The organism is Chryseobacterium phosphatilyticum (assembly GCF_002899825.2).
Classification (GTDB): domain Bacteria; phylum Bacteroidota; class Bacteroidia; order Flavobacteriales; family Weeksellaceae; genus Chryseobacterium; species Chryseobacterium phosphatilyticum.
Genome location: NZ_PPED02000001.1, coordinates 1243192 through 1261812, shown reverse-complemented (window position 1 = coordinate 1261812; position 18621 = coordinate 1243192). Strand labels below are relative to the sequence as shown.

General features: G+C 35.4%; 21 protein-coding genes. 15 read left to right on the top strand and 6 right to left on the bottom strand.

Annotated features, from left to right (window positions below):
* Positions 1 to 54: 54 nt before the first annotated feature.
* The 3 genes from C1631_RS05865 to C1631_RS05855 all read right to left on the bottom strand — a co-directional run bounded on the left by C1631_RS05865 (position 55) and on the right by C1631_RS05855 (position 2771).
* Positions 55 to 858: a helix-turn-helix domain-containing protein gene (locus C1631_RS05865; protein WP_109711483.1), complete on the bottom strand. Its 804-nt coding sequence runs from the start codon at positions 856 to 858 to the stop codon at positions 55 to 57.
* A 137-nt stretch (positions 859 to 995) separates the two neighbouring features.
* The gene (locus C1631_RS05860) at positions 996 to 1724 is read right to left on the bottom strand and encodes an SDR family NAD(P)-dependent oxidoreductase (protein ID WP_103248415.1); all 729 of its coding nucleotides are present in this window, start codon (positions 1722 to 1724) and stop codon (positions 996 to 998) included.
* Between the two features lie 54 nt (positions 1725 to 1778).
* Entirely contained in the window at positions 1779 to 2771 is a 993-nt protein-coding gene (locus C1631_RS05855; RefSeq protein WP_103248414.1) for an SDR family NAD(P)-dependent oxidoreductase, read from the bottom strand.
* A gap of 440 nt (positions 2772 to 3211) precedes the next feature.
* Between C1631_RS05855 and C1631_RS05850 the strand changes: the two genes are divergently transcribed.
* From C1631_RS05850 to C1631_RS05795, 12 genes are all read left to right on the top strand, one after another.
* Positions 3212 to 4015: an SDR family NAD(P)-dependent oxidoreductase gene (locus tag C1631_RS05850; RefSeq protein WP_228441048.1), complete on the top strand. Its 804-nt coding sequence runs from the start codon at positions 3212 to 3214 to the stop codon at positions 4013 to 4015.
* Between the two features lie 641 nt (positions 4016 to 4656).
* Positions 4657 to 5313 (top strand): MarR family winged helix-turn-helix transcriptional regulator, encoded by a 657-nt coding sequence (locus C1631_RS05845; RefSeq protein ID WP_103248413.1) that lies wholly within the window; start codon positions 4657 to 4659, stop codon positions 5311 to 5313.
* A 42-nt stretch (positions 5314 to 5355) separates the two neighbouring features.
* Complete coding sequence (gene crtID / locus C1631_RS05840; protein ID WP_109711044.1) at positions 5356 to 6846, top strand: bifunctional phytoene desaturase/3,4-desaturase; 1491 nt, start codon at positions 5356 to 5358, stop codon at positions 6844 to 6846.
* 1 nt (position 6847) lies between these two features.
* Positions 6848 to 7684: a phytoene/squalene synthase family protein gene (locus tag C1631_RS05835; RefSeq protein ID WP_109711042.1), complete on the top strand. Its 837-nt coding sequence runs from the start codon at positions 6848 to 6850 to the stop codon at positions 7682 to 7684.
* Positions 7685 to 7738: 54 nt separating this feature from the next.
* Positions 7739 to 8206: an SRPBCC family protein gene (locus C1631_RS05830; RefSeq protein WP_103248410.1), complete on the top strand. Its 468-nt coding sequence runs from the start codon at positions 7739 to 7741 to the stop codon at positions 8204 to 8206.
* A 1-nt stretch (position 8207) separates the two neighbouring features.
* Positions 8208 to 8660, top strand: coding sequence for a sterol desaturase family protein (locus tag C1631_RS05825; RefSeq protein ID WP_109711040.1), 453 nt, complete (start codon positions 8208 to 8210; stop codon positions 8658 to 8660).
* A complete protein-coding gene (locus tag C1631_RS05820; RefSeq protein WP_109711038.1) occupies positions 8657 to 9346 on the top strand; it encodes a lycopene cyclase domain-containing protein in 690 nt (229 codons plus the stop codon). Before C1631_RS05825 ends, C1631_RS05820 begins: the two co-directional genes overlap by 4 nt.
* Complete coding sequence (locus C1631_RS05815) at positions 9336 to 9884, top strand: lipocalin family protein (protein ID WP_109711036.1); 549 nt, start codon at positions 9336 to 9338, stop codon at positions 9882 to 9884. Before C1631_RS05820 ends, C1631_RS05815 begins: the two co-directional genes overlap by 11 nt.
* Before the next feature lie 26 nt (positions 9885 to 9910).
* Positions 9911 to 10501, top strand: coding sequence for a GTP cyclohydrolase II (ribA, locus tag C1631_RS05810; protein ID WP_103247395.1), 591 nt, complete (start codon positions 9911 to 9913; stop codon positions 10499 to 10501).
* Between the two features lie 47 nt (positions 10502 to 10548).
* Positions 10549 to 11982 (top strand): SDR family oxidoreductase, encoded by a 1434-nt coding sequence (locus tag C1631_RS05805; RefSeq protein ID WP_103247396.1) that lies wholly within the window; start codon positions 10549 to 10551, stop codon positions 11980 to 11982.
* A 189-nt stretch (positions 11983 to 12171) separates the two neighbouring features.
* Positions 12172 to 12471, top strand: coding sequence for a DUF883 domain-containing protein (locus C1631_RS05800; RefSeq protein ID WP_103247397.1), 300 nt, complete (start codon positions 12172 to 12174; stop codon positions 12469 to 12471).
* A gap of 234 nt (positions 12472 to 12705) precedes the next feature.
* Positions 12706 to 13386: a MarR family winged helix-turn-helix transcriptional regulator gene (locus C1631_RS05795; RefSeq protein ID WP_103247398.1), complete on the top strand. Its 681-nt coding sequence runs from the start codon at positions 12706 to 12708 to the stop codon at positions 13384 to 13386.
* Positions 13387 to 13457: 71 nt separating this feature from the next.
* Here the strand turns inward: C1631_RS05795 and C1631_RS24560 are convergent, their stop codons facing one another.
* The 3 genes from C1631_RS24560 to dapB all read right to left on the bottom strand — a co-directional run bounded on the left by C1631_RS24560 (position 13458) and on the right by dapB (position 15313).
* Positions 13458 to 13592: a LuxR C-terminal-related transcriptional regulator gene (locus C1631_RS24560; RefSeq protein ID WP_368731364.1), complete on the bottom strand. Its 135-nt coding sequence runs from the start codon at positions 13590 to 13592 to the stop codon at positions 13458 to 13460.
* Between the two features lie 107 nt (positions 13593 to 13699).
* Complete coding sequence (locus C1631_RS05785) at positions 13700 to 13885, bottom strand: response regulator transcription factor (protein ID WP_103247399.1); 186 nt, start codon at positions 13883 to 13885, stop codon at positions 13700 to 13702.
* A 624-nt stretch (positions 13886 to 14509) separates the two neighbouring features.
* On the bottom strand, positions 14510 to 15313 hold the full coding sequence (gene dapB / locus C1631_RS05770) for a 4-hydroxy-tetrahydrodipicolinate reductase (protein ID WP_103247400.1): 804 nt from the start codon (positions 15311 to 15313) through the stop codon (positions 14510 to 14512).
* Between the two features lie 263 nt (positions 15314 to 15576).
* On the opposite strand from dapB, the gene C1631_RS05765 reads away from it, so the two are divergent.
* The 3 genes from C1631_RS05765 to C1631_RS05755 all read left to right on the top strand — a co-directional run bounded on the left by C1631_RS05765 (position 15577) and on the right by C1631_RS05755 (position 18585).
* Positions 15577 to 16368, top strand: a complete 792-nt coding sequence (locus tag C1631_RS05765) for a helix-turn-helix domain-containing protein (RefSeq protein ID WP_109711034.1) — start codon at positions 15577 to 15579, stop codon at positions 16366 to 16368.
* Between the two features lie 193 nt (positions 16369 to 16561).
* Positions 16562 to 17440 carry a helix-turn-helix domain-containing protein gene (locus C1631_RS05760; protein ID WP_109711032.1) on the top strand — a complete coding sequence of 293 codons (879 nt, stop codon included), beginning with the start codon at positions 16562 to 16564 and terminating at the stop codon, positions 17438 to 17440.
* A gap of 89 nt (positions 17441 to 17529) precedes the next feature.
* On the top strand, positions 17530 to 18585 hold the full coding sequence (locus C1631_RS05755; protein ID WP_109711030.1) for an alpha/beta hydrolase: 1056 nt from the start codon (positions 17530 to 17532) through the stop codon (positions 18583 to 18585).
* Positions 18586 to 18621: the final 36 nt, after the last annotated feature.

The following is an 18621-nucleotide window of genomic DNA, read 5'->3' as shown; positions in this document are numbered from 1 at the left end:
ATGTAAGATGGAGCTATAGAAATTGACTGATAGAAGATTTTCAACTATAAAAATTTAAGGCACTAAAGAGCTCGGTGTAATCCCGAATTGCTTTTTGAAAGCAAATGAAAAATGGGAGAGGTTTTCAAATCCTACTTCATAGCAAACATCCAATGGCCTTTTTTTCTTTTCAGTAATCTGATAATAGGCAAGTTCCAAACGTTTATGAGTCAACCACCGTTGTGGCGTCATGGTGAAAGCCTTTTTAAAATCCCGCTTAAAGGTGGTAAGGCTTCTGCCTGTGAGGTAACCAAACTTTTCCAGCGGAAGATTGAACATAAAATTCTTTTCCATATAGTCAACAAGATTGATTTTCCCGGGCTCTTCAAAATTCGCAAGCACATGATCGATTTCCTGGTTTAGGGATCTGAGAATACTGATGGCTTCGGTAATTTTAATGGAAGCAATGTCCACAGGGATGTCCTTCATGTCAAAATAGGGAATAAGCGATGCCAGGCAACTTTCCAGCAAAGGGTGATTATTGAAACAAAAAATCTTCGGTGAATTTTTGGGATGAGGGTTTATATCCTTATCTGCATAAAAATTCTTTAATGTTTCCAATGATAAATGCATGACCACAGTTTTGTGGGGTTCACCGTCTTTAGGATAATTAATAATAGTAGCCAGCTGATTTCTGGGAATCAGAAAAATATCCCCCTTTCCAAATATATAGGTAGCATCAGCCTGTACAATCTTGGTTTCTCCAGAAAGAAACCAGACCAGCATATGTTCTTCAAACATAATGTCCGATTTGAAAAACTTATCTTCGTAGCTTGAAAGCTTTATATCTTCGGTAATGTATCGGGCTTGGTATTCCATGATTTTTGCTTTTTTAAGAAGGAAATCAATAAGGTAAAGATAAGAAATAGCATCATTTACTTTGTTTAAAAGTTCATAATTAATGGGAAGAGAAGCAAAATGGCTATCGTGCCTCTCTTTTATGATTGTCATTAATTCTAAATAGATTGTCCGCCATCCACCAGAAAGTTGGCTCCGGTCAGAAAACCTGCATTTTCACTTGTTAAATAATGGATCATATCAGCCACTTCTTCTGCTTTTCCCATCCTTCCCAGCGGAATGCTTTGTATCAGATGATTTTCCAATTCTTCATTCAACCCGATTTTATCCATGATTTCTGTCGCTATCGGGCCTGGACTTACAGCGTTAATGCGTATTTTTCTCAAAGCCAGTTCAAGTGCCGCTATTTTTACGACTGCATTGATGGCTGCTTTACTGGCGGCATATATGGAAGCACTTTGTGGCGAAATGGTTGCAGAAGTAGAAGAAAGCATAATGACAGAAGCGCCATCATTAAGTAACGGAATAAAGCGACTCAATGTAAAAAAGGCTCCTTTGAAATTCACATTCATGATTTCATCAAATAAACTTTCCGTTGTCTGCTCAATGGTGGAAAATTTTGTAATGCCGGCGTTGATAAGCAAGATATCAACTTTTCCAAATTGTTCCTTTACCTGACTGACCAGATTTTCTATATCATTTAATTTCGACTGGTCAGCAATCTTTGCTGTTGCATTCAATTCATCAGCAGCTTTCTCAATAGCTTCTTTCCGTCTTCCGGTGATGATAATGTGGGCACCATTTTCTTTTAGCTTTTTGGCTGTGGCATAGCCAATACCGCTGTTACCACCAGTAATAACGGCTATTTTACCTTTTAGATTTTTCATTTTTTTTTGCTTTTAGGACTGAGTTACATAAAACATTCAGAGAATGATCAGTATCTACGGTTTGAAGTGGATCCCCGTCATCTCTTCAGTTAGCTTCCATAGTTTTTTGGCATTGTTTTCATCCAGTGAATAAGGATGTACTCCTTTCTGGTCGGTACTATCTGATGAGAGTATTGCGATGTCCCCATCCTCACAATAGATTCCACCAATATGCTCAAGTAAAGGGCTGGTAGCACACCAAACTGTTGTAGCAGCTCCTTGTGGAACGGTTTTTAACGATGCCGCTACTTCAGGTAACATATTGCCATCTGCATCCACGAAACCCATTTTTTGAAATAGTTCCAATGGAGCTTCCCTGCCTAATTCTGTTCCGCCAATAGAACCGGGATGAACCGCATAGCTTCTAATATGGGAAGATTGTCCCCGCACATCCAGTTCCATCGAAAAAAGATTGACGGCTGTCTTGGATTGTCCATACCCCTGTAAAGTTTCATATTCTCTATACAGGAAATTAGGATCATCAAAATTAAAAGACGCAAAATGATGACCATGGGAAGAAACATTAATCACCCGTGCTCCATTGGCTTTTTTAAGTGCTGGCCATAATCCGGAGGTAAGCTGAAACGCAGCTACATAATTGGTCGCCAGCTGGGATTCTATACCCCGTTCATCTCTGCGAAGTGGTACCCACATAATGCCTGCATTGTTAATCAATAAATGTAAAGGTCTTCCTGATGCTATAAAATTTTCTGCAAAAGCATCAATAGAGGCGGGAGACATCAAATCCATTGCGGCAATTTCCACATTGGCAATTCCTTCCAGATTCTTCTTTGCCTTTTCAATATCACGTGCAGGTACGATTACTGTAGCTCCTGCTGCGGTGAGAACTTTTGTGGTTTCCAGCCCAATTCCAGTATTGCCACCTGTAACTATGGCGACTTTCCCGGTAAGATCGATGTTTTGAATGACATCATGAGTTGTTGATTTTGCATTGAAACCAGAACCTATTGGTTGTTGTTGAGCTCCCTGATAATTATTCTTTTCCATTTTGAATACATTTAATTGTTATTACTGAGACAAAATTAGAGAAGCTTAACCTGCTCTGCTTTGTTCAAAAGGCCTAATTGACTTTGTTCAAAAGGGCAGGTGATTTTATAACAATGATTGTAAGTGTCCAAAAAATCAAACAGTTTAAACCAGGACATACCTATTTAGATTTAAATCATAAGATGAACAAAACAGTTCCTGAATACCAGCAGTTCATTTTCTTTGTTTTGGTTAGGATAATCCTCATTCCGGCAACGTAAGTATTTCTGTTTAGGCGCAACTTTGCATTCATAGTCATATAATTAAAATATGGAAAAATAGACAGAAAGAAAAAGTTTGGTTCATTACAGGATCTTCAAGAGGATTTGGAAAAATATGGACAGAAGCCGCTTTGAAACGCGGAGACAAAGTGGCTGCTACAGCACGTAATATCAATAGTATTGCAGCCCTTAAAAGAAACGTATGGCGATCAGGTTTTGGTTCTTGAAGTGGATGTAACCAACGCCTCACAGGTGCAAAACGCTATTAACAAGGCCAATGAATATTTTGGAAGATTAGATATTGTGTTTAATAATGCCGGATATTTTTTGGTAGGAACCATCGAAGAGGGCAGCACTGATGAGGTAAAAGTCATGTACGAAACCAATATTATAGGACCTATCCATGTGATTCAGGCAGCATTACCAATACTGTGGGCCCAAGGTTACGGCCATATTTTGGGGACATCCAGCGCCGTTCGCATTTACAGTAATCCTCTAATCGGGTATTATTGTTCTTCAAAATTTACGTTTGAAGCGATTTACGATAGTTTATCTAAAGAAGTTGCAGGATTTGGGATCAAAGTAACGCTGATTGAACCAGGGACTTATAATACTGAATTTGGCAGTGCTGAATCGCTAAAAATAGCCAGCAAAAGACTAGCGGATTATGATGATTTGAAAAGCAGTGTGATGGAAAATTTACAAAAGCTGGAACGAGGCAATCCTACAGCAACTCCCGATGCCATATTTGCTTTAATCGATACAGGAGTCCACTGTTGGTTTTCAAAAAGCATTTGGGAATACACTCTCAAAGAATTTGATTATTTTATATCCGGAATCTTCTATTTCTCAATGGGCATCTATGAAAATCTACCGGAAAGGAATATCGTTATGCCCCACATCCATACGGTGAAAATGCTGGATGCCGCACACCTTAATAACTTCAAAGTAGGAGAGAAAAGAAAATGGCTGATACAAATTTAGAATAAGAAGATTAATAATAAAAAAATCGCTACTTAAAAAGTTACGATTTTTTTGTTGTGTGTGACCTTAACAAGCGTATCTTCAAACACTTTTGTCGAGGATTTGATTCGTTTGAGTCAAATTAAACAAGAATTACTAAATCTATTTCTCTCTAGCAATATCTAGTAATTTAATCTGAAATTTGCTTAAAAGTTACTTTCAAAAAATTAGAATAACTAAAAGTGTTATGGCGCAAGTTCCTATGGCTTTTATTGTCTTCTTTATACTGTTTTTCTTCTTTCCTATTTTGGTAGATATTAAGTTTTTTTAAAAAGCTTTTTTATTATAAAGATGTTTTTTCAATACCGCTTTAGATTTGTATTAAAATGTTTCTTCTTAATCATATTTTATATTAAAAATATAATTAAGTTTATAAATATACTATTGCTTGTTAATCTCCCTTCCATGGTTTTCTTTTTTTAACCCTCTTTATTTTTGTTTAAGTATCTGTTTGTTAGTGTTTTGTATTTTTATATATCTAGTCTTTCTTTAGAGGTAAATCTTTAAATCTCCATATCGTAATTCTTTAGCTTTAAAATAAAATAACACATAAGTATATTTATAAACTTTTATAAGTATATTTGTATACTAATATGTAGGTTATGAGTTTTGATCTTATAAAATCAGTTGTAGAACTTGTTCAGCAATTTATGGAACAAAATGAAGGTAAGGCGTTATACAGCAACGATCTTCAAGGTTTTACGGAGTGGATCAATTCTTCCTGTAAAAATACTTCTGAATCAATAGATCCATGTTGGATAGGTAAAGAATCGGGAAGAATTTCTGATAGTATCATCAATACATTATTGATAAGGATGGGAAGGTATGCAAAAACTTACTCCAGATCAATTGGCAATTCAGTTTTTTCAAGCCAGGATGATTTTATTTATCTGATAGGTCTGAAAACGATGGGAGCGATGACAAAAATGGAATTGATAAGACATAATGTGCATGAAAAATCTTCAGGTATACTTATTATTAATCGATTAATTCGTCATGGTTGGGTTGAGCAGACAGGCTCTGAAAAAGATAAACGAACAAAGCATATTCAGATAACTGAGAAAGGGCATACTGTATTGGAGGAAAATATGGATGAAATACGTAAAGCCTCAAATGTTGTGGTGGGGAATCTTGCTCACTCTGAACAAATGCTGCTCATAGCGATACTCTCTAAACTGGATGAATTCCATAATTCTTTTTACCATATGAATCTGGATACGAGGAATCTGTTGGATATTGCATATAAAAGGTTGAGATGATGTGTATTAAATAGAGTTGTTAAAACTATTAAATAAGTAACAATGGATACTGGAAACTTAAGAAAGAGAATTGCTGTAATTGGTTCTGGATTTTCAGGGCTGTCTGCTGCTGCATATGCTGCTAAATCAGGAAATGAAGTGCATGTATTTGAAAAACATGACCAGCCGGGAGGTCGTGCAAGGCAATTTAGAACAGAACAAGGGTATGTTTTTGACATGGGCCCAAGCTGGTACTGGATGCCTGATATTATCGAAGGCTTTTTCAGCGATTTTGACTACAAAGTCTCTGATTTTTTTAAGCTTGTTTCTTTAGATCCCCAGTTTGAGATGGTCTTTTCAGAAGAAAAGATTTCAGTTCCTGAGAAAAATGATGAGATCCGTGAGTTATTTGAAAAAACAGAAAAAGGAGCGGGGAAGAAGTATGATACATTCATGCAGTCTGCTCAATTCAAGTATGAGGTAGGAATGAAAGACTTTGTCACAAAACCTTGTTATAACTGGTTGGAATTTGCTTCTTTAAAAATAGCAGGCAGTGCACTGAAGCTTGATCTTTTGAGTAATTTCAGGAAATATGTTTCAGGTTATTTTTCTGATCCTAAACTCAGATCCCTGATGGAATTCCCGGTTATATTCCTTGGTGCCTCGCCTCAGAATATTCCCGCGCTTTACAGTCTTATGAATTACGGGGGATATGTTTTGGGAACCCAATACCCCATGGGAGGTTTTTATCAACTTGTTCTTGGTATGAAAGACGTTGCAGAAAAGCAGGGGGTAACTTTTCATTTCAATCATGAGGTAAAGAAAATCAATACAGAAAACGGGAAAGTGGTCTCAATAACAGCAAATGATAAAGATTATGAATTTGATGCAGTGATTGCATCATCAGATTACTATCACACAGAAACGTTAATTTCCAAATCACTTAGAAACTATAATGATGCCTATTGGAAAACGAGAACCTTTGCTCCTTCATGTCTGATTTATTACCTGGGGATCAAAGGGAAAATATCTCATTTAAAACATCATACTCTATTTTTTGAAAACAATCTTGATGATCATATAGACTGCATTTATAAAAATAAAAAATGGCCTGCTAAACCGCTTTTTTATGCGTGCTGCCCTTCCAAAACTGATCCGGATATAGCTCCTGAAGGGTGTGAAAATCTTTTTTTACTGTTACCCCTCACACCGGGAATACATGATGAGGAGGTTGTAAGAGAAAAATACCTGAAGGAAATGCTGGAAAGAATTGAAAAACATACAGGAGAAACCGATCTTATCTCCAGGATTGAATACAAGAGAAGCTATTGTGTAAGTGATTTTATTTCGGATTATAACGCTTATCAGGGGAATGCCTATGGACTGTCCAACACTTTATCACAGACTGCTGTCCTGAAGCCTAAAATAAGGAATAAAAAGATTAGCAATCTTTTTTATACCGGCCAGTTAACTGTTCCGGGACCAGGAGTTCCCCCGTCAGTTATTTCTGGAAAGATTGTAGCAGGAGAGGTTAATAAACTAAAAATAAAATAATATGAAAAAATTGTTTGATGAGTTGTCTTGCAAGGTAAGCAAGTATACTACTCAAAAATACAGTACCAGTTTTTCATTAGGAATATTGGCTTTGAAGCCTTCTATCAGGCCTGCTGTTTATGCTGTTTATGGGTATGTGCGTCTTGCAGATGAAATTGTTGATAGCTTTCATGGGTATGATAAAGAGAAGCTTTTGAAAAGTCTAAAAAACGAAACTTATGAAGCGCTGAAGGACGGTATATCACTCAATCCCATTTTACATTCATTTCAGGAAGCGGTTCGCCATTATGATATTAATATTCAATTGATCGATCAGTTTTTGCACAGCATGGAAATGGATCTGCAGAAAATAGACTACAATTCCGATCTTTATAATGAGTATATCTATGGCTCTGCAGAAGTGGTAGGTCTTATGTGCCTGCAGATATTTACAGAAGGCGATAAAAAGCAGTTTGAAAAACTTAGACCATTTGCCATGAAGTTGGGATCTGCTTTTCAAAAAGTAAATTTTTTACGGGACCTGAAAGATGATTATCAGATTTTGGGTAGAACCTATTTCCCGTCTCTGAATATGTCTGTCTTTGATAATACTGTAAAAGCCCAGATTGAAAAAGAAATTGAAGAAGAATTTAAAGAAGCATTACAAGGAATTAAGAAGCTGCCAAGCTCTTCGATGTTCGGGGTATACTTGGCATACAGATACTATCTGCTGTTATTTGAAAAAATAAAGAAAACAAATTCTCAGCATATTTTGCAGCAGAGAATCAGGATTGCCAATTCACAGAAGCTGTTGGTTGCATTCAAAAGCTATATAAGATACAAATCTGCTTATTTGTAATACATGCACTATTTAAAAGGAGTTTTTTAGAACTTTCATATTAACAAAAAATAAATGATGTACAGATTATATAGAGAACAGCATTTGAGGTGCAATATTGAGACGGCATGGAAATTCTTTTCATCCCCTCATAACTTATCCGAAATAACACCTGAAAATATGAGTTTTGTGGTTCTTTCAGATATTAAGGATGAATCTATTTTTGAAGGAATGGAAATAGATTATACAGTTTCCCCTGTATTGGGAATTCCGATAAAGTGGAAAACCATTATCAGTCAGGTAGAAGACGGTAAAAGCTTTACGGACTTTCAGAAAAAAGGCCCTTATAAACATTGGAATCATTTTCATGAGTTTATTCCTGATGAGAATGGTATATTGATGAAAGATACTGTAGATTATGAACTCCCGTTTGGGGTTTTAGGAAGAATAGCCCATCGCTTGTTTGTTAAGGAAAAGCTCAGAAGTATTTTCGATTTCAGATACAGAGTGTTGAATGATCTTTTTAACCAAGAACATAATTAATATGAATTTTCTGATTGTTTTGTGTGTTTTTATTTCCATGGAAGGCGCCACATGGCTGATTCACAGATATATTATGCATGGTTTTCTTTGGGGCCTGCACCGCGATCATCATGATCACAGCCATGACGGTAAGCTGGAGAGAAATGATCTGTTCTTTTTCATTTTTGCCAGCCCTGCTATTGCATTATTATATGCAGGGGTAAGGCAGGAATTCAGCTATCTGTTTTTTGTTGGCCTAGGAATAAGTCTTTACGGAATGGCCTATTTCTTTGTCCATGATATTTTTATTCATCAAAGAGCAAAGGTTTTTACAAAAACAAAGAACCCATATTTGCTTGCCATCAGACGTGCCCATAAACAGCACCACAAACATTTAGGAAAAGAAGAAGGAGAGTGCTTTGGCTTCTTGTGGGTTCCTATGATCTATTTTAAAATGTATTTCAATAAAAAATGATGCAATATACTTACATACTGATTAATTTTTTCACAGTCATTATTTGCTTTTTGGCTTCTTTTGACAGAAGAATACAGTTTAATAAACTTTTCGGAAAGTTTCTGTTGTCATCTACTATCGTAGCAATTCCTTTTATTATGTGGGATATATGGTTCACAGGAAAAGGTGTATGGTGGTTTGATTACAGATATACATTAGGAGTTAAAATTTCAGGGCTCCCTATAGAAGAATGGCTGTTCTTTTACTGTATTCCATTCGCCTGTATTTTTACTTACTATTGCCTTGAAAAATTTTTTAAGCTGGCATGGGCTGATCTCTTTAATAATCTCATTGTGTTTACGGCTGTTATTGTTCTCTGTTTGGCAGGACTTCTTTACTATGAGAGAATATATACTTTGCTGACAGTTATTGTAACGTTAATAACCATCTGCTATCTGCATTTTATTGCTAAAAGAGAATGGATAGGAAAGGCAAGTTTTGTATATCTGATCCTGATGCCCGGATTTTTCTCAGTGAATGGAATACTGACAGGCTCTATAATTCCTTCGCCGGTTGTTAATTATAATCCCGATGACTTTTTAGGGATTAGAATGGGAACGATCCCTGTAGAAGATGCCGTTTATGGTTACAGTCAGTTTTTACTTAATATTTATTTCTTTAAAAAAATAACTAAAAATGAAAAATAAATTCATTCTTACATTATTATCAAGTTTCACTTTGTTAATCATTTTGTTTTCTTGTTCTTCTATGCCCGAAAAAGCGCAGCCTGTTGATCGATTTGATGTCAATAGATATTTAGGAACATGGTATGAGATAGCCAGATTCGATTATCGCTTTGAAAAAGATCTTGATAACGCAATCGCTCAGTACAGTCTTAATGAGGAGGGAAATGTAAACGTAGTCAACAGCGGGTACAATTTTAAAAAGAATAAATGGGTGTCTGTTAATGGGACCGCTAAATTTAGAGGGGACAAGAATACTGCAGCTCTGAAAGTGAGCTTTTTTGGCCCTTTTTACAGCGGATACAACGTGGTAGCCCTGGAAGATTACAAATATGCCTTGATTGCTGGAAAAAACTTAGATTATTTGTGGATTCTATCCCGAGAAAAGACCATTCCCGAAAATATAAAACAAAATTTTATCACTAAGGCTCAGGAGATCGGTTATGATACTTCAAAATTGATATGGGTAAAACAGGACAGGAAAAGTCCGTTTGAAAAATAGATTATATTAACTTAAAATCAGAAAAAATGCTCAAAATACAAGCACAATCAAAAATACCTACAGAATATGGGATGTTCATGGTATATGCATTTTCGGAAAATGAAGAAGACTGGAGTCCTCATCTGGTTTGGGTAGCAGAGAATACAGATTTTAATACAACTGTAAATGTTCGTTTTCATTCAGAATGTATTACAGGAGAAGTTTTTCATTCCAAAAAATGTGAATGTGGACAACAACTTGATGCCGCTATGAAATATATGTCGGAAAATGGGGGAGTGATTGTTTACCTTCGTCAGGAAGGAAGAAATATCGGAATAATTAATAAACTAAGGGCTTATGAACTTCAGGAAAAAGGATTGGATACTGTTGAGGCCAATTTGAAACTTGGCCTCCCGGCAGACGGAAGAAACTTTGACATAGCCGTTGAAATGTTGAATATTTTGGAGGTCGGGAATATTAATCTGTTGACCAATAACCCGGATAAGATCAGATCAATAGAGAATAGTGGGATTATTCTCAATAGCAGAGTTCCTTTGGAAATTGATTCCAATGAAGTGAATGAAAGTTATCTTGTGAAGAAAAAAAAATACTTTGGCCATCTTTTAGAGAAGATTTAATGCTTTTTTGGGCATAATGTTTTAGGATTCATTTAAATTCAGATGTCATGGAAAAAATTCTACTAACCGGTGCTACCGGATATATTGGCAAAAGAATGATCAGCGTCATAGTAGCCCAAGGATATAAAGTGATATGCTGCTGCAGAGACGTTGACAGGTTTGAAAACGTTTTGGAGCTTGATGATAATAGGTTTGAAGTTATTGAAGTCGATTTTTTAAAACCGGAAACATTAAAGAACATTCCTGATGATATCACAGGAGCGTACTATCTGATGCATTCCATGAGTACTTCTGAAGATTATGAAGATTCGGAAAAGAAATGTGCCCATAATTTTTCTGAATATATAGAAAAGACTCATTGCAAACACATAGTATATCTTTCAGGTTTGGTGAATGAAAAACAATTATCAAAGCATTTAAGCTCAAGGTATCACGTTGAAAAAATTCTGATGGAGTGTAAGATTCCGGTGACTGTTCTTCGGGCAGGTATTATTATTGGCTCTGGTAGCGCTTCTTTTGAAATTATAAGGGATCTCGTTGAAAAATTACCCTTGATGATCGCTCCTAAATGGCTTTATACGAAATGCCAGCCTATAGGAATTGCTAATGTCCTCGATTTTCTGATTTTCGTATTGTTTAAAGAACAGTCTTATCGGAAGGACTTTGATATAGGATGTGATGATGTGCTTACCTATAAAGATATGCTGCTGAAGTTTGCTGAGGTTAGAGGGTTACAGAGGACTATTTTTACCCTTCCGGTGATGACCCCAAAGCTTTCTTCCTATTGGCTTTATTTTATTACTTCTACCTCTTATACTCTGGCAAAAGCACTTGTAGGAAGTATGAAAGTAGAAGTTGTTTGCAGGCCAGAAAGCCTGGCCCAGATTAAATCCATCACACAAGTACAGCCGTTTTCTTATGAAAGTGCGCTTAAAAGAACCCTGGCAAAAATTCAGTCCAGTGAAATCATCTCTAGCTGGAAAGACAGTTTTATCAGTAGCCGGAATGATTCCTCTTTAAAAGCATATCAGGATGTACCTAAGTATGGATGTTTTACTGATCTCAGAAGTGAAGAGTATGACAACAGGGAGGCCTGTATAAGACGAATTTTCCAGTTAGGTGGCAATAATGGATGGTATGGGCAGGGGCTCTGGAAAATAAGAGGTTTTATTGATAAACTTTTTGGAGGGCCGGGAATCAGAAGAGGAAGGAGGCATCCTGAGGATCTTAAAGATGGAGATGCTTTGGATTTCTGGAGGGTGTTGTATGCGGATCGTAAAGAAGGTATACTTATTTTACTTGCTGAAATGAAACTCCCCGGAGAGGCTTGGCTTATGTTTAAAGTACATAAAAATAAGATATGGCAGAAAGCTGTATTTCGGCCAAAGGGTTTATGGGGGAGATTATATTGGATTATGGTACTTCCGTTTCATGGGTTTATTTTTAATGGAATGATTAAAAATCTTGGGAGAAGTAACTAGGCCGCAATTAACATTGAAAAAATATTGTAGGATGCATGAAAGGTTATGATATTGATTATGAGGTGTATAATTAAATGAGTGTGATTTTTTAAAATGATGATTTCATATTTTAAGATATTTTAACATATTAACGGGCGTTTTAGGCACGTACATTGTTTATTTATATACCAATTACTAAAATATTATATTATGAATAATTCAGATTACAACAAAGCGGAAAATGCAGTTAATGAAACCGAAAACTCTTTAAAAAATGCGGCTGATAATGCAAAATGGAAGATCAGTGAATTAGCGGATAAAGCCAAAGATTATATCAATGAAAAAAGAGATAATGATCAGGAAGCTACGCAGGAAGACTGGATAGATAGAGTGAAGTCAAATGTTTCTGATGCATGGGATGATATTAAGGATAAAGCCGATGAAGCTTGGGAAAGTACGAAAGATGCAGCTGAAGATGTGAAGGCAGAATGGAGGAAAAGAACAAATTAATTCAAAGACTTTATACTACAAACTGTCCGAAACTTTATCAGTTTCGGACAGTTTTCTTAATTTTTAATTTAGTTTATTTGTATCCTTTTTTTACTTATTGAGAGATTTACATAAATGTTTTAAAATAGTAATTGTTTCCTCTTTTTTATTATTCTTTAAATAAACTCAATATGTAGTGAGCAAGTAATTGATATTAAATTAAAAGCAGGTATATTTGTATAGTATTTAATTGAAATGAATTTTGACCTTATCAAAGACTTTATGACTCTTCTTGAGCAATTCGAATCAGATAATAAAACATCTCCGAATTCCTATCCACCTACTATTGAGGGCTTTAAATTGTGGGTTTCTGGTAAGGAGAATCTTGAGTCTACGCGTGCTGGTGATGAGCCATACTGGGAGGGCAAGGAAAATGGAAGGACACCGGAAAGTGCGATCAGTACATTACTTGTTCACCTTAACCGGTATGCAAAAACCTACTCAAAGTCTGCCATCTCAGATTCTGAATTTTCTACTCAGGAAGACTTTATTTATCTAATTAATCTTAAGGCATTTGGTGAGATGACAAAAATGGCTCTTATCAAAAAAAATATTCACGATAAGCCGGTAGGTATGCTGATTATTGCCAGACTTTTACGACAAGGACTTATTGAACAGACTGATTCTGATTTGGACAAACGCAGTAAATTAATCCGTATCACCGGAAGAGGATTGCAGATCCTGGAAAATCAAATGGAAAAAATCCGTCAGGCGACCAATATCGTTGCCGGGAATCTTAATTATAGTGAAAAAATGGATCTGATCCGTATTCTTAATAAACTGGATCGTTTTCATTATCCTATTTTTTCACGAAACATTCATTCTGATGAGCTCATTAACACAGTCTATGATGAATATACTTTCAAAAAATTATGATATTAAAAATGTTCCCGTAGGTTTATAATATGGCGAAAGACATCTTTCATTTTTAATAATTATTTTTAAACCTACAAGGATTTTTTATAATTCTGTATTGCCCAAATCAGTAATGCGTTTTTTTCTTTTGGAATCCCCAATTTTTCTATAATTCTGGTACGGTGTCCCTTTACTGTTTTTTCGGACAGGAAAAGAAGTTCTGCAATTTGCTTACTGAGTTTTTTTGAGTAGCTATTAATTCTACTATTTTTCTTTCAGAAACTGTTAATGGGTTTAGTTTGCCGGGATCATCTGTTTGCTCTATCGTTTAATTTTAAAGCAAAGCTCCAGAATAATATTTCTTTCTTAAAGCAATTTCTTTCATACATTTTTCTAAATCAGGAGTAGCTTTTTCTTTTAAAATATAACCATCTACTTCAAATTCTTTTGCTTTGTTCAAAACTCCAATTTCATTATGCATGGTAAGGGTTATAACTTTAGTATGCCATTTATTTTTCATTACTTTTTTGCCATTTCCAATCCGTCCAACCCCGGCATATTTAAATCTACAACAGTTACATCCGGCAAATAAACCTGAATGTAATTATCCTAGTGACTGATGGTATGATATTGCCAGGAAAAAGGGCGGCCGAAAAAGATCTTACACAAAGGTGACGTTATAAAATGTCCACCAAATGTTGAGCATTGGCATGGTGCAAGTAAGGATTCTTATTTTGTTGAGATTGCGGTCACTGATAATAAGAATGGGGTTATGGTTTGGTTACACCCTGTGACAGAAGAAGAGTATAATAAATAATGGAGATGGTGAAGATTACTAAATTTTAAGAAATTTATATCTCTTATATTTAAATATCTTACTATCAATTATAATAAAAAATGGCGCCACTTGTCTTAAAATGGCGCCGTTTGGCTATTGGTGACCAAGACGAGCGTATCTTCAAACATTTTTATAGATGATTTGGTTCGTTTGAGCCAAATTAAAAAAAGAATTGTAAAGCTCATTTTTATCAAAAAAGTTTAAACACTCGAAATAATAGAAGTTGCCATATTAGGAAACATGTATAAATTAGAATTTACTCCCAAGTGATTTCCTAATTTATTATTAATGCATATTTTTTTATTGTTAAAATTCCATTATTGAATCTAATCCTCTTCGTAAACCTTTGAAAGTATCAATGTTTTTGATGGCAAGGAGTACACCTTTTACATAGGGGTCCGCACTTTCTCCGGAATCATGTCTTAGGATTAATTTTTCTCCTTTGAGTCCAAAGATAGTTTCAACGCCTAGCGTGTGACCGGGCAGGCGAACAGAATGAACCTGTATACCGTTTATTGTTGCACCTCTTGTCTCTTTATTTCCTATGGTATCCTCTATGGCTACAGATAGTTCAGGCTTTTGAACTTTAGAAAGACGATACGCCAGTTCTGCCACTGTTCCGCTTGGTGCATCAATTTTTTTAGCATCTGCATAGTCAATGATCTCGTAGTGAGGGATATATTTTGCGGCCATTTCGGCAAACTTTTGCAATAAAACAACAGTGAGTGCAAAGTTCCCTGCAGCAAGAACAGAAGTGTTGTTTTCATTGGCAATACGCTCTATTTCTTCATAATCTTTATCTGTAAGTCCTGAAGTTCCAATGATGACTTTTTTGCCTTTTTGCAAAGCATTGTGGATATTATGCTTCGCGATCTCCGGTTTGGTAAAATCTACAAGAATATCAAATTCTACATTTTCTATTGCATCTTCTATAGATTTAAACAAAGGTATATTATTGTCCGATTTTAATGACAGAATCTCTGACAGATTTTTCCCATCCTGAGATAAAGAAAGTCCGCCTGTTAATATCATTTCGTCATTATTAAATATTGCTCTGCTAATTTCAGAACCCGCCCATCCGGTGGCTCCTGCAACAAAAACTTTTTTCATACTATTATTTTTTATGTATTGAATGTTATTTTTACTATTAATCTAGCTCAGAGATAGTTTGAATTTCAACAGATGAGTTTCCATGTATTGAATATATAATCTTCCTATGTCTTTCTCTTTGATAAATTTTTATCTTCTAACAGTAAATGCTTACTATAAATTCATCTAATTATAGAAAAACAGAAGTTGTATCTATTTGATAATACAAATTTACAATTGGTATTTTTATTAAATTTGCCAGAATTATTATATAAAACGCCAAAATGAAATGTGGATTATCAGAAAAAAGAAAAGGGGAGTTTGATGATGAAATTAATATCGATGCTTATGTGTGGTATGAGAAAGACTGGACCCATGATGACTATGATCATGTTCATCAAAGATATCAACTGACTTATGTCGAAGAGGGGTATCAGTATTTTCATATTGAGAATAAAATCTATCTGGTTCCACAAAATCACTTAATTTGGATTCCTTCAGGCAAAAAACATCATACTCAGTCGGAAGCCAGTACAGTTAATCTCATGGTTGTCTTATTCAAAACGGTTTTTGACAATGATTTTTATAATAAAGTACATGTTTTTGCAGCACCTCCGGTTTTGAGAGAAATGTTGCAATATGCTTCAAAGTGGAATAAATTATTGGAAGAAGATGAAGAGCAGGGATATTTCCTGACCGCTTTATTGAATAGTCTTCCTCATTTCTGCACAGAGAAAAAAGGTTTACAAATCCCGATTCCAGTCGATCCAAGATTACTACCTGTATGTAATTATATTAATAAGAATTACATGGAACAGGTAAGTTTAGATGACTTAGCTGATCTATCCTTAATGTCTGTAAGAAGTCTTCAGCGTATATTTAAGCGGGAAACAGGTATTACGATCCAAAAATATATGCAGCTGATTCGTATTTTAAAAAGTATTGAACTCATTAATACAGGAGAATATACTTTAAGTCAGATCGCTTTTATGATTGGTTATAAAAGTCTATCGGCTTTTACCAATTCCTACTCTGGGATTATGAAAGAAAAAGCAAAAATTATTGGAAAATCTTAAAATTCTGATTTAAAGATCAATGATGAAAAAATCCTTAGTTATATATGAGAAAGGCAGATCCAAATTTCCGTTTTTTTCAAACTGTTGAATCAAATAATCAATTCAAAAATAGAAAGAAACGAATACAATAAAGTTATAGTAACCTATATTTTTAGTGCTTATACTTATGGTTTGATTTTCTTAACTTTGAAAAATGAAAGAAAAGGTAAAAAGAGTTGTTTCGGAGTTTAATAGTGAATTAAAACTAAAAGGTTTCCGTGCCTTCCAGATTGAGCAGGACGGCAGTGAAACCCGTGTGTACAGCAGAAAAGAATTCTATAAAATTTGCCTTACAACCGGGAAAAGTAAAATTCATTATTCTGATAAAAGTTTCGAGCAGGAAGGAACGGTGCTTTTTTTCGGAAACCCACATATTCCTTATTCCTGGGAAACGATTTCAACAACTTATAAAGGGTATACCATTCTTTTTTCTGAAGAATTTTTCAAGAATTCTGAACGTTCTGAAAGTTTACAGCAGTCTTCTTTCTTTAAAATCGGTGGAACTCCCGTTCTGAAAATTACCGAAGAACAAAGACAATTTCTTAACACGATTTTCCAAAAGATGATTGCAGAGCAGGAAAGTGATTATATTTATAAGGATGAACTGATACGTAACTACATAAGTCTTATCATTCACGAATCTCTGAAGCTGGAACCTGCAGAAGATTTTGACCAGAATAAAAATGCGGCATCAAGACTATCATCTGTTTTTCTGGAACTGTTGGAAAGACAATTTCCCATTGAAACTACAGACCAATCTCTGCAACTGAAATCAGCTCAGGATTTTGCGAAAAACCTGAATGTTCATGTTAATTATCTCAATCGTGCCGTAAAAGAAGTTACCGGGAAATCTACAACGGCTCATATCACAGAACGCATTCTCACAGAAGCAAAAGCATTGCTGCAACACACCGACTGGAATATCTCAGAAATTGCTTTTGCACTCGGATTCGATTATCCGACGTATTTTAATAATTTCTTTAAAAAACAAACAGGTACCAATCCAAAGGCATTTCGTTTGACAGAAGTTTGAATTTCTTAATTTTTGGTTTGATTATCATTAACTGTTAGCACTCTGCTGTTTCTAATTTTGTATCAGTAATTTTTAAACAAAATTCAGATATGAAAATAATAACAACAGTGATGGCTTTGTCCTTTCTTTTCATCGGACAGGCATTTACGCAGAATAAAAAATCAAATCAAAAAACAATGAATACAACCGAACAAAACGAACATTATACATTTAAACTAAGCGATAAAGTAACCCGAAAAGCATTTACCTTCAAAAACCGTTACGGGATAACGCTTTCCGGAGATTTATACCTTCCCAAAAATTCAGGGAACGAAAAATTAGCAGCGTTGGCAATCAGCGGGCCTTTTGGTGCGGTAAAAGAACAGTCTTCAGGTTTATATGCCAACCAAATGGCGGAAAGAGGTTTTGCTGTTGTCGCTTTTGACCCTTCTTATACCGGCGAAAGTGGAGGTGAGCCGAGAGATATTGCTTCACCCGACATCAATACCGAAGATTTCAGTGCGGCAGTTGATTTCTTAGGCCTTCAACACAATGTAGACCGAAACAAAATCGGAATCATCGGAATCTGTGGCTTTGCAACTTTTGCGTTGAATGCAACCATTGCCGACAAACGAGTGAAAGCAGTAGCGACAACAAGTGCTTATGATATTTCAAGAGTGAGCGCCAAAGGATATTATGATAAAATGACTCCCGAAGAACGTACGAAAGCTTTCGAAACAATGAGTCTGCAACGTTGGGTTGATGCTGAAAACGGAAAACCTGAATATCCGACAACCCATTTACCTGAAAAATTGAACGGTGATGAACCTCAGTTTGTAAAGGATTATTTTGATTATTACAAAACGCCAAGAGGGTATCACAAACGTTCTTTAAACTCCAATAAAGGCTGGACGAAAACCAATTCGATGTCTTTTGCCAACTCGGTAATGTTGAGTTATATCAAAGAAATTTCCCCAAGGCCAATGCTTCTGATTGCCGGAGAAAATGCACATTCTAAATATATGAGTGAAGATATTTACAAAATGGCTGCGGAACCGAAAGAATTGATGATTATTCCGAATGCTGTTCACGTCGATTTATACGATAAAGTGGATGTGATTCCTTTTGAAAAACTGGATCATTTCTTTAGAACGAATTTGAAATAATTGAACATTGCAATAGCTAAATCTGCTTTTTAAGAT

Bases quoted from the DNA above. Each gene is read 5' to 3' on its own strand.
- C1631_RS05865 (WP_109711483.1), bottom strand. From the start codon at position 858: ATGGAATACCAAGCCCGATACATTACCGAAGATATAAAGCTTTCAAGC.
- C1631_RS05860 (WP_103248415.1), bottom strand. From the start codon at position 1,724: ATGAAAAATCTAAAAGGTAAAATAGCCGTTATTACTGGTGGTAACAGC.
- C1631_RS05855 (WP_103248414.1), bottom strand. From the start codon at position 2,771: ATGGAAAAGAATAATTATCAGGGAGCTCAACAACAACCAATAGGTTCT.
- C1631_RS05845 (WP_103248413.1), top strand. From the start codon at position 4,657: ATGAGTTTTGATCTTATAAAATCAGTTGTAGAACTTGTTCAGCAATTT.
- crtID (WP_109711044.1), top strand. From the start codon at position 5,356: ATGGATACTGGAAACTTAAGAAAGAGAATTGCTGTAATTGGTTCTGGA.
- C1631_RS05835 (WP_109711042.1), top strand. From the start codon at position 6,848: ATGAAAAAATTGTTTGATGAGTTGTCTTGCAAGGTAAGCAAGTATACT.
- C1631_RS05830 (WP_103248410.1), top strand. From the start codon at position 7,739: ATGATGTACAGATTATATAGAGAACAGCATTTGAGGTGCAATATTGAG.
- C1631_RS05825 (WP_109711040.1), top strand. From the start codon at position 8,208: ATGAATTTTCTGATTGTTTTGTGTGTTTTTATTTCCATGGAAGGCGCC.
- C1631_RS05820 (WP_109711038.1), top strand. From the start codon at position 8,657: ATGATGCAATATACTTACATACTGATTAATTTTTTCACAGTCATTATT.
- C1631_RS05815 (WP_109711036.1), top strand. From the start codon at position 9,336: ATGAAAAATAAATTCATTCTTACATTATTATCAAGTTTCACTTTGTTA.
- ribA (WP_103247395.1), top strand. From the start codon at position 9,911: ATGCTCAAAATACAAGCACAATCAAAAATACCTACAGAATATGGGATG.
- C1631_RS05805 (WP_103247396.1), top strand. From the start codon at position 10,549: ATGGAAAAAATTCTACTAACCGGTGCTACCGGATATATTGGCAAAAGA.
- C1631_RS05800 (WP_103247397.1), top strand. From the start codon at position 12,172: ATGAATAATTCAGATTACAACAAAGCGGAAAATGCAGTTAATGAAACC.
- C1631_RS05795 (WP_103247398.1), top strand. From the start codon at position 12,706: ATGAATTTTGACCTTATCAAAGACTTTATGACTCTTCTTGAGCAATTC.
- C1631_RS05785 (WP_103247399.1), bottom strand. From the start codon at position 13,885: ATGAAAAATAAATGGCATACTAAAGTTATAACCCTTACCATGCATAAT.
- dapB (WP_103247400.1), bottom strand. From the start codon at position 15,313: ATGAAAAAAGTTTTTGTTGCAGGAGCCACCGGATGGGCGGGTTCTGAA.
- C1631_RS05765 (WP_109711034.1), top strand. From the start codon at position 15,577: ATGAAATGTGGATTATCAGAAAAAAGAAAAGGGGAGTTTGATGATGAA.
- C1631_RS05760 (WP_109711032.1), top strand. From the start codon at position 16,562: ATGAAAGAAAAGGTAAAAAGAGTTGTTTCGGAGTTTAATAGTGAATTA.
- C1631_RS05755 (WP_109711030.1), top strand. From the start codon at position 17,530: ATGAAAATAATAACAACAGTGATGGCTTTGTCCTTTCTTTTCATCGGA.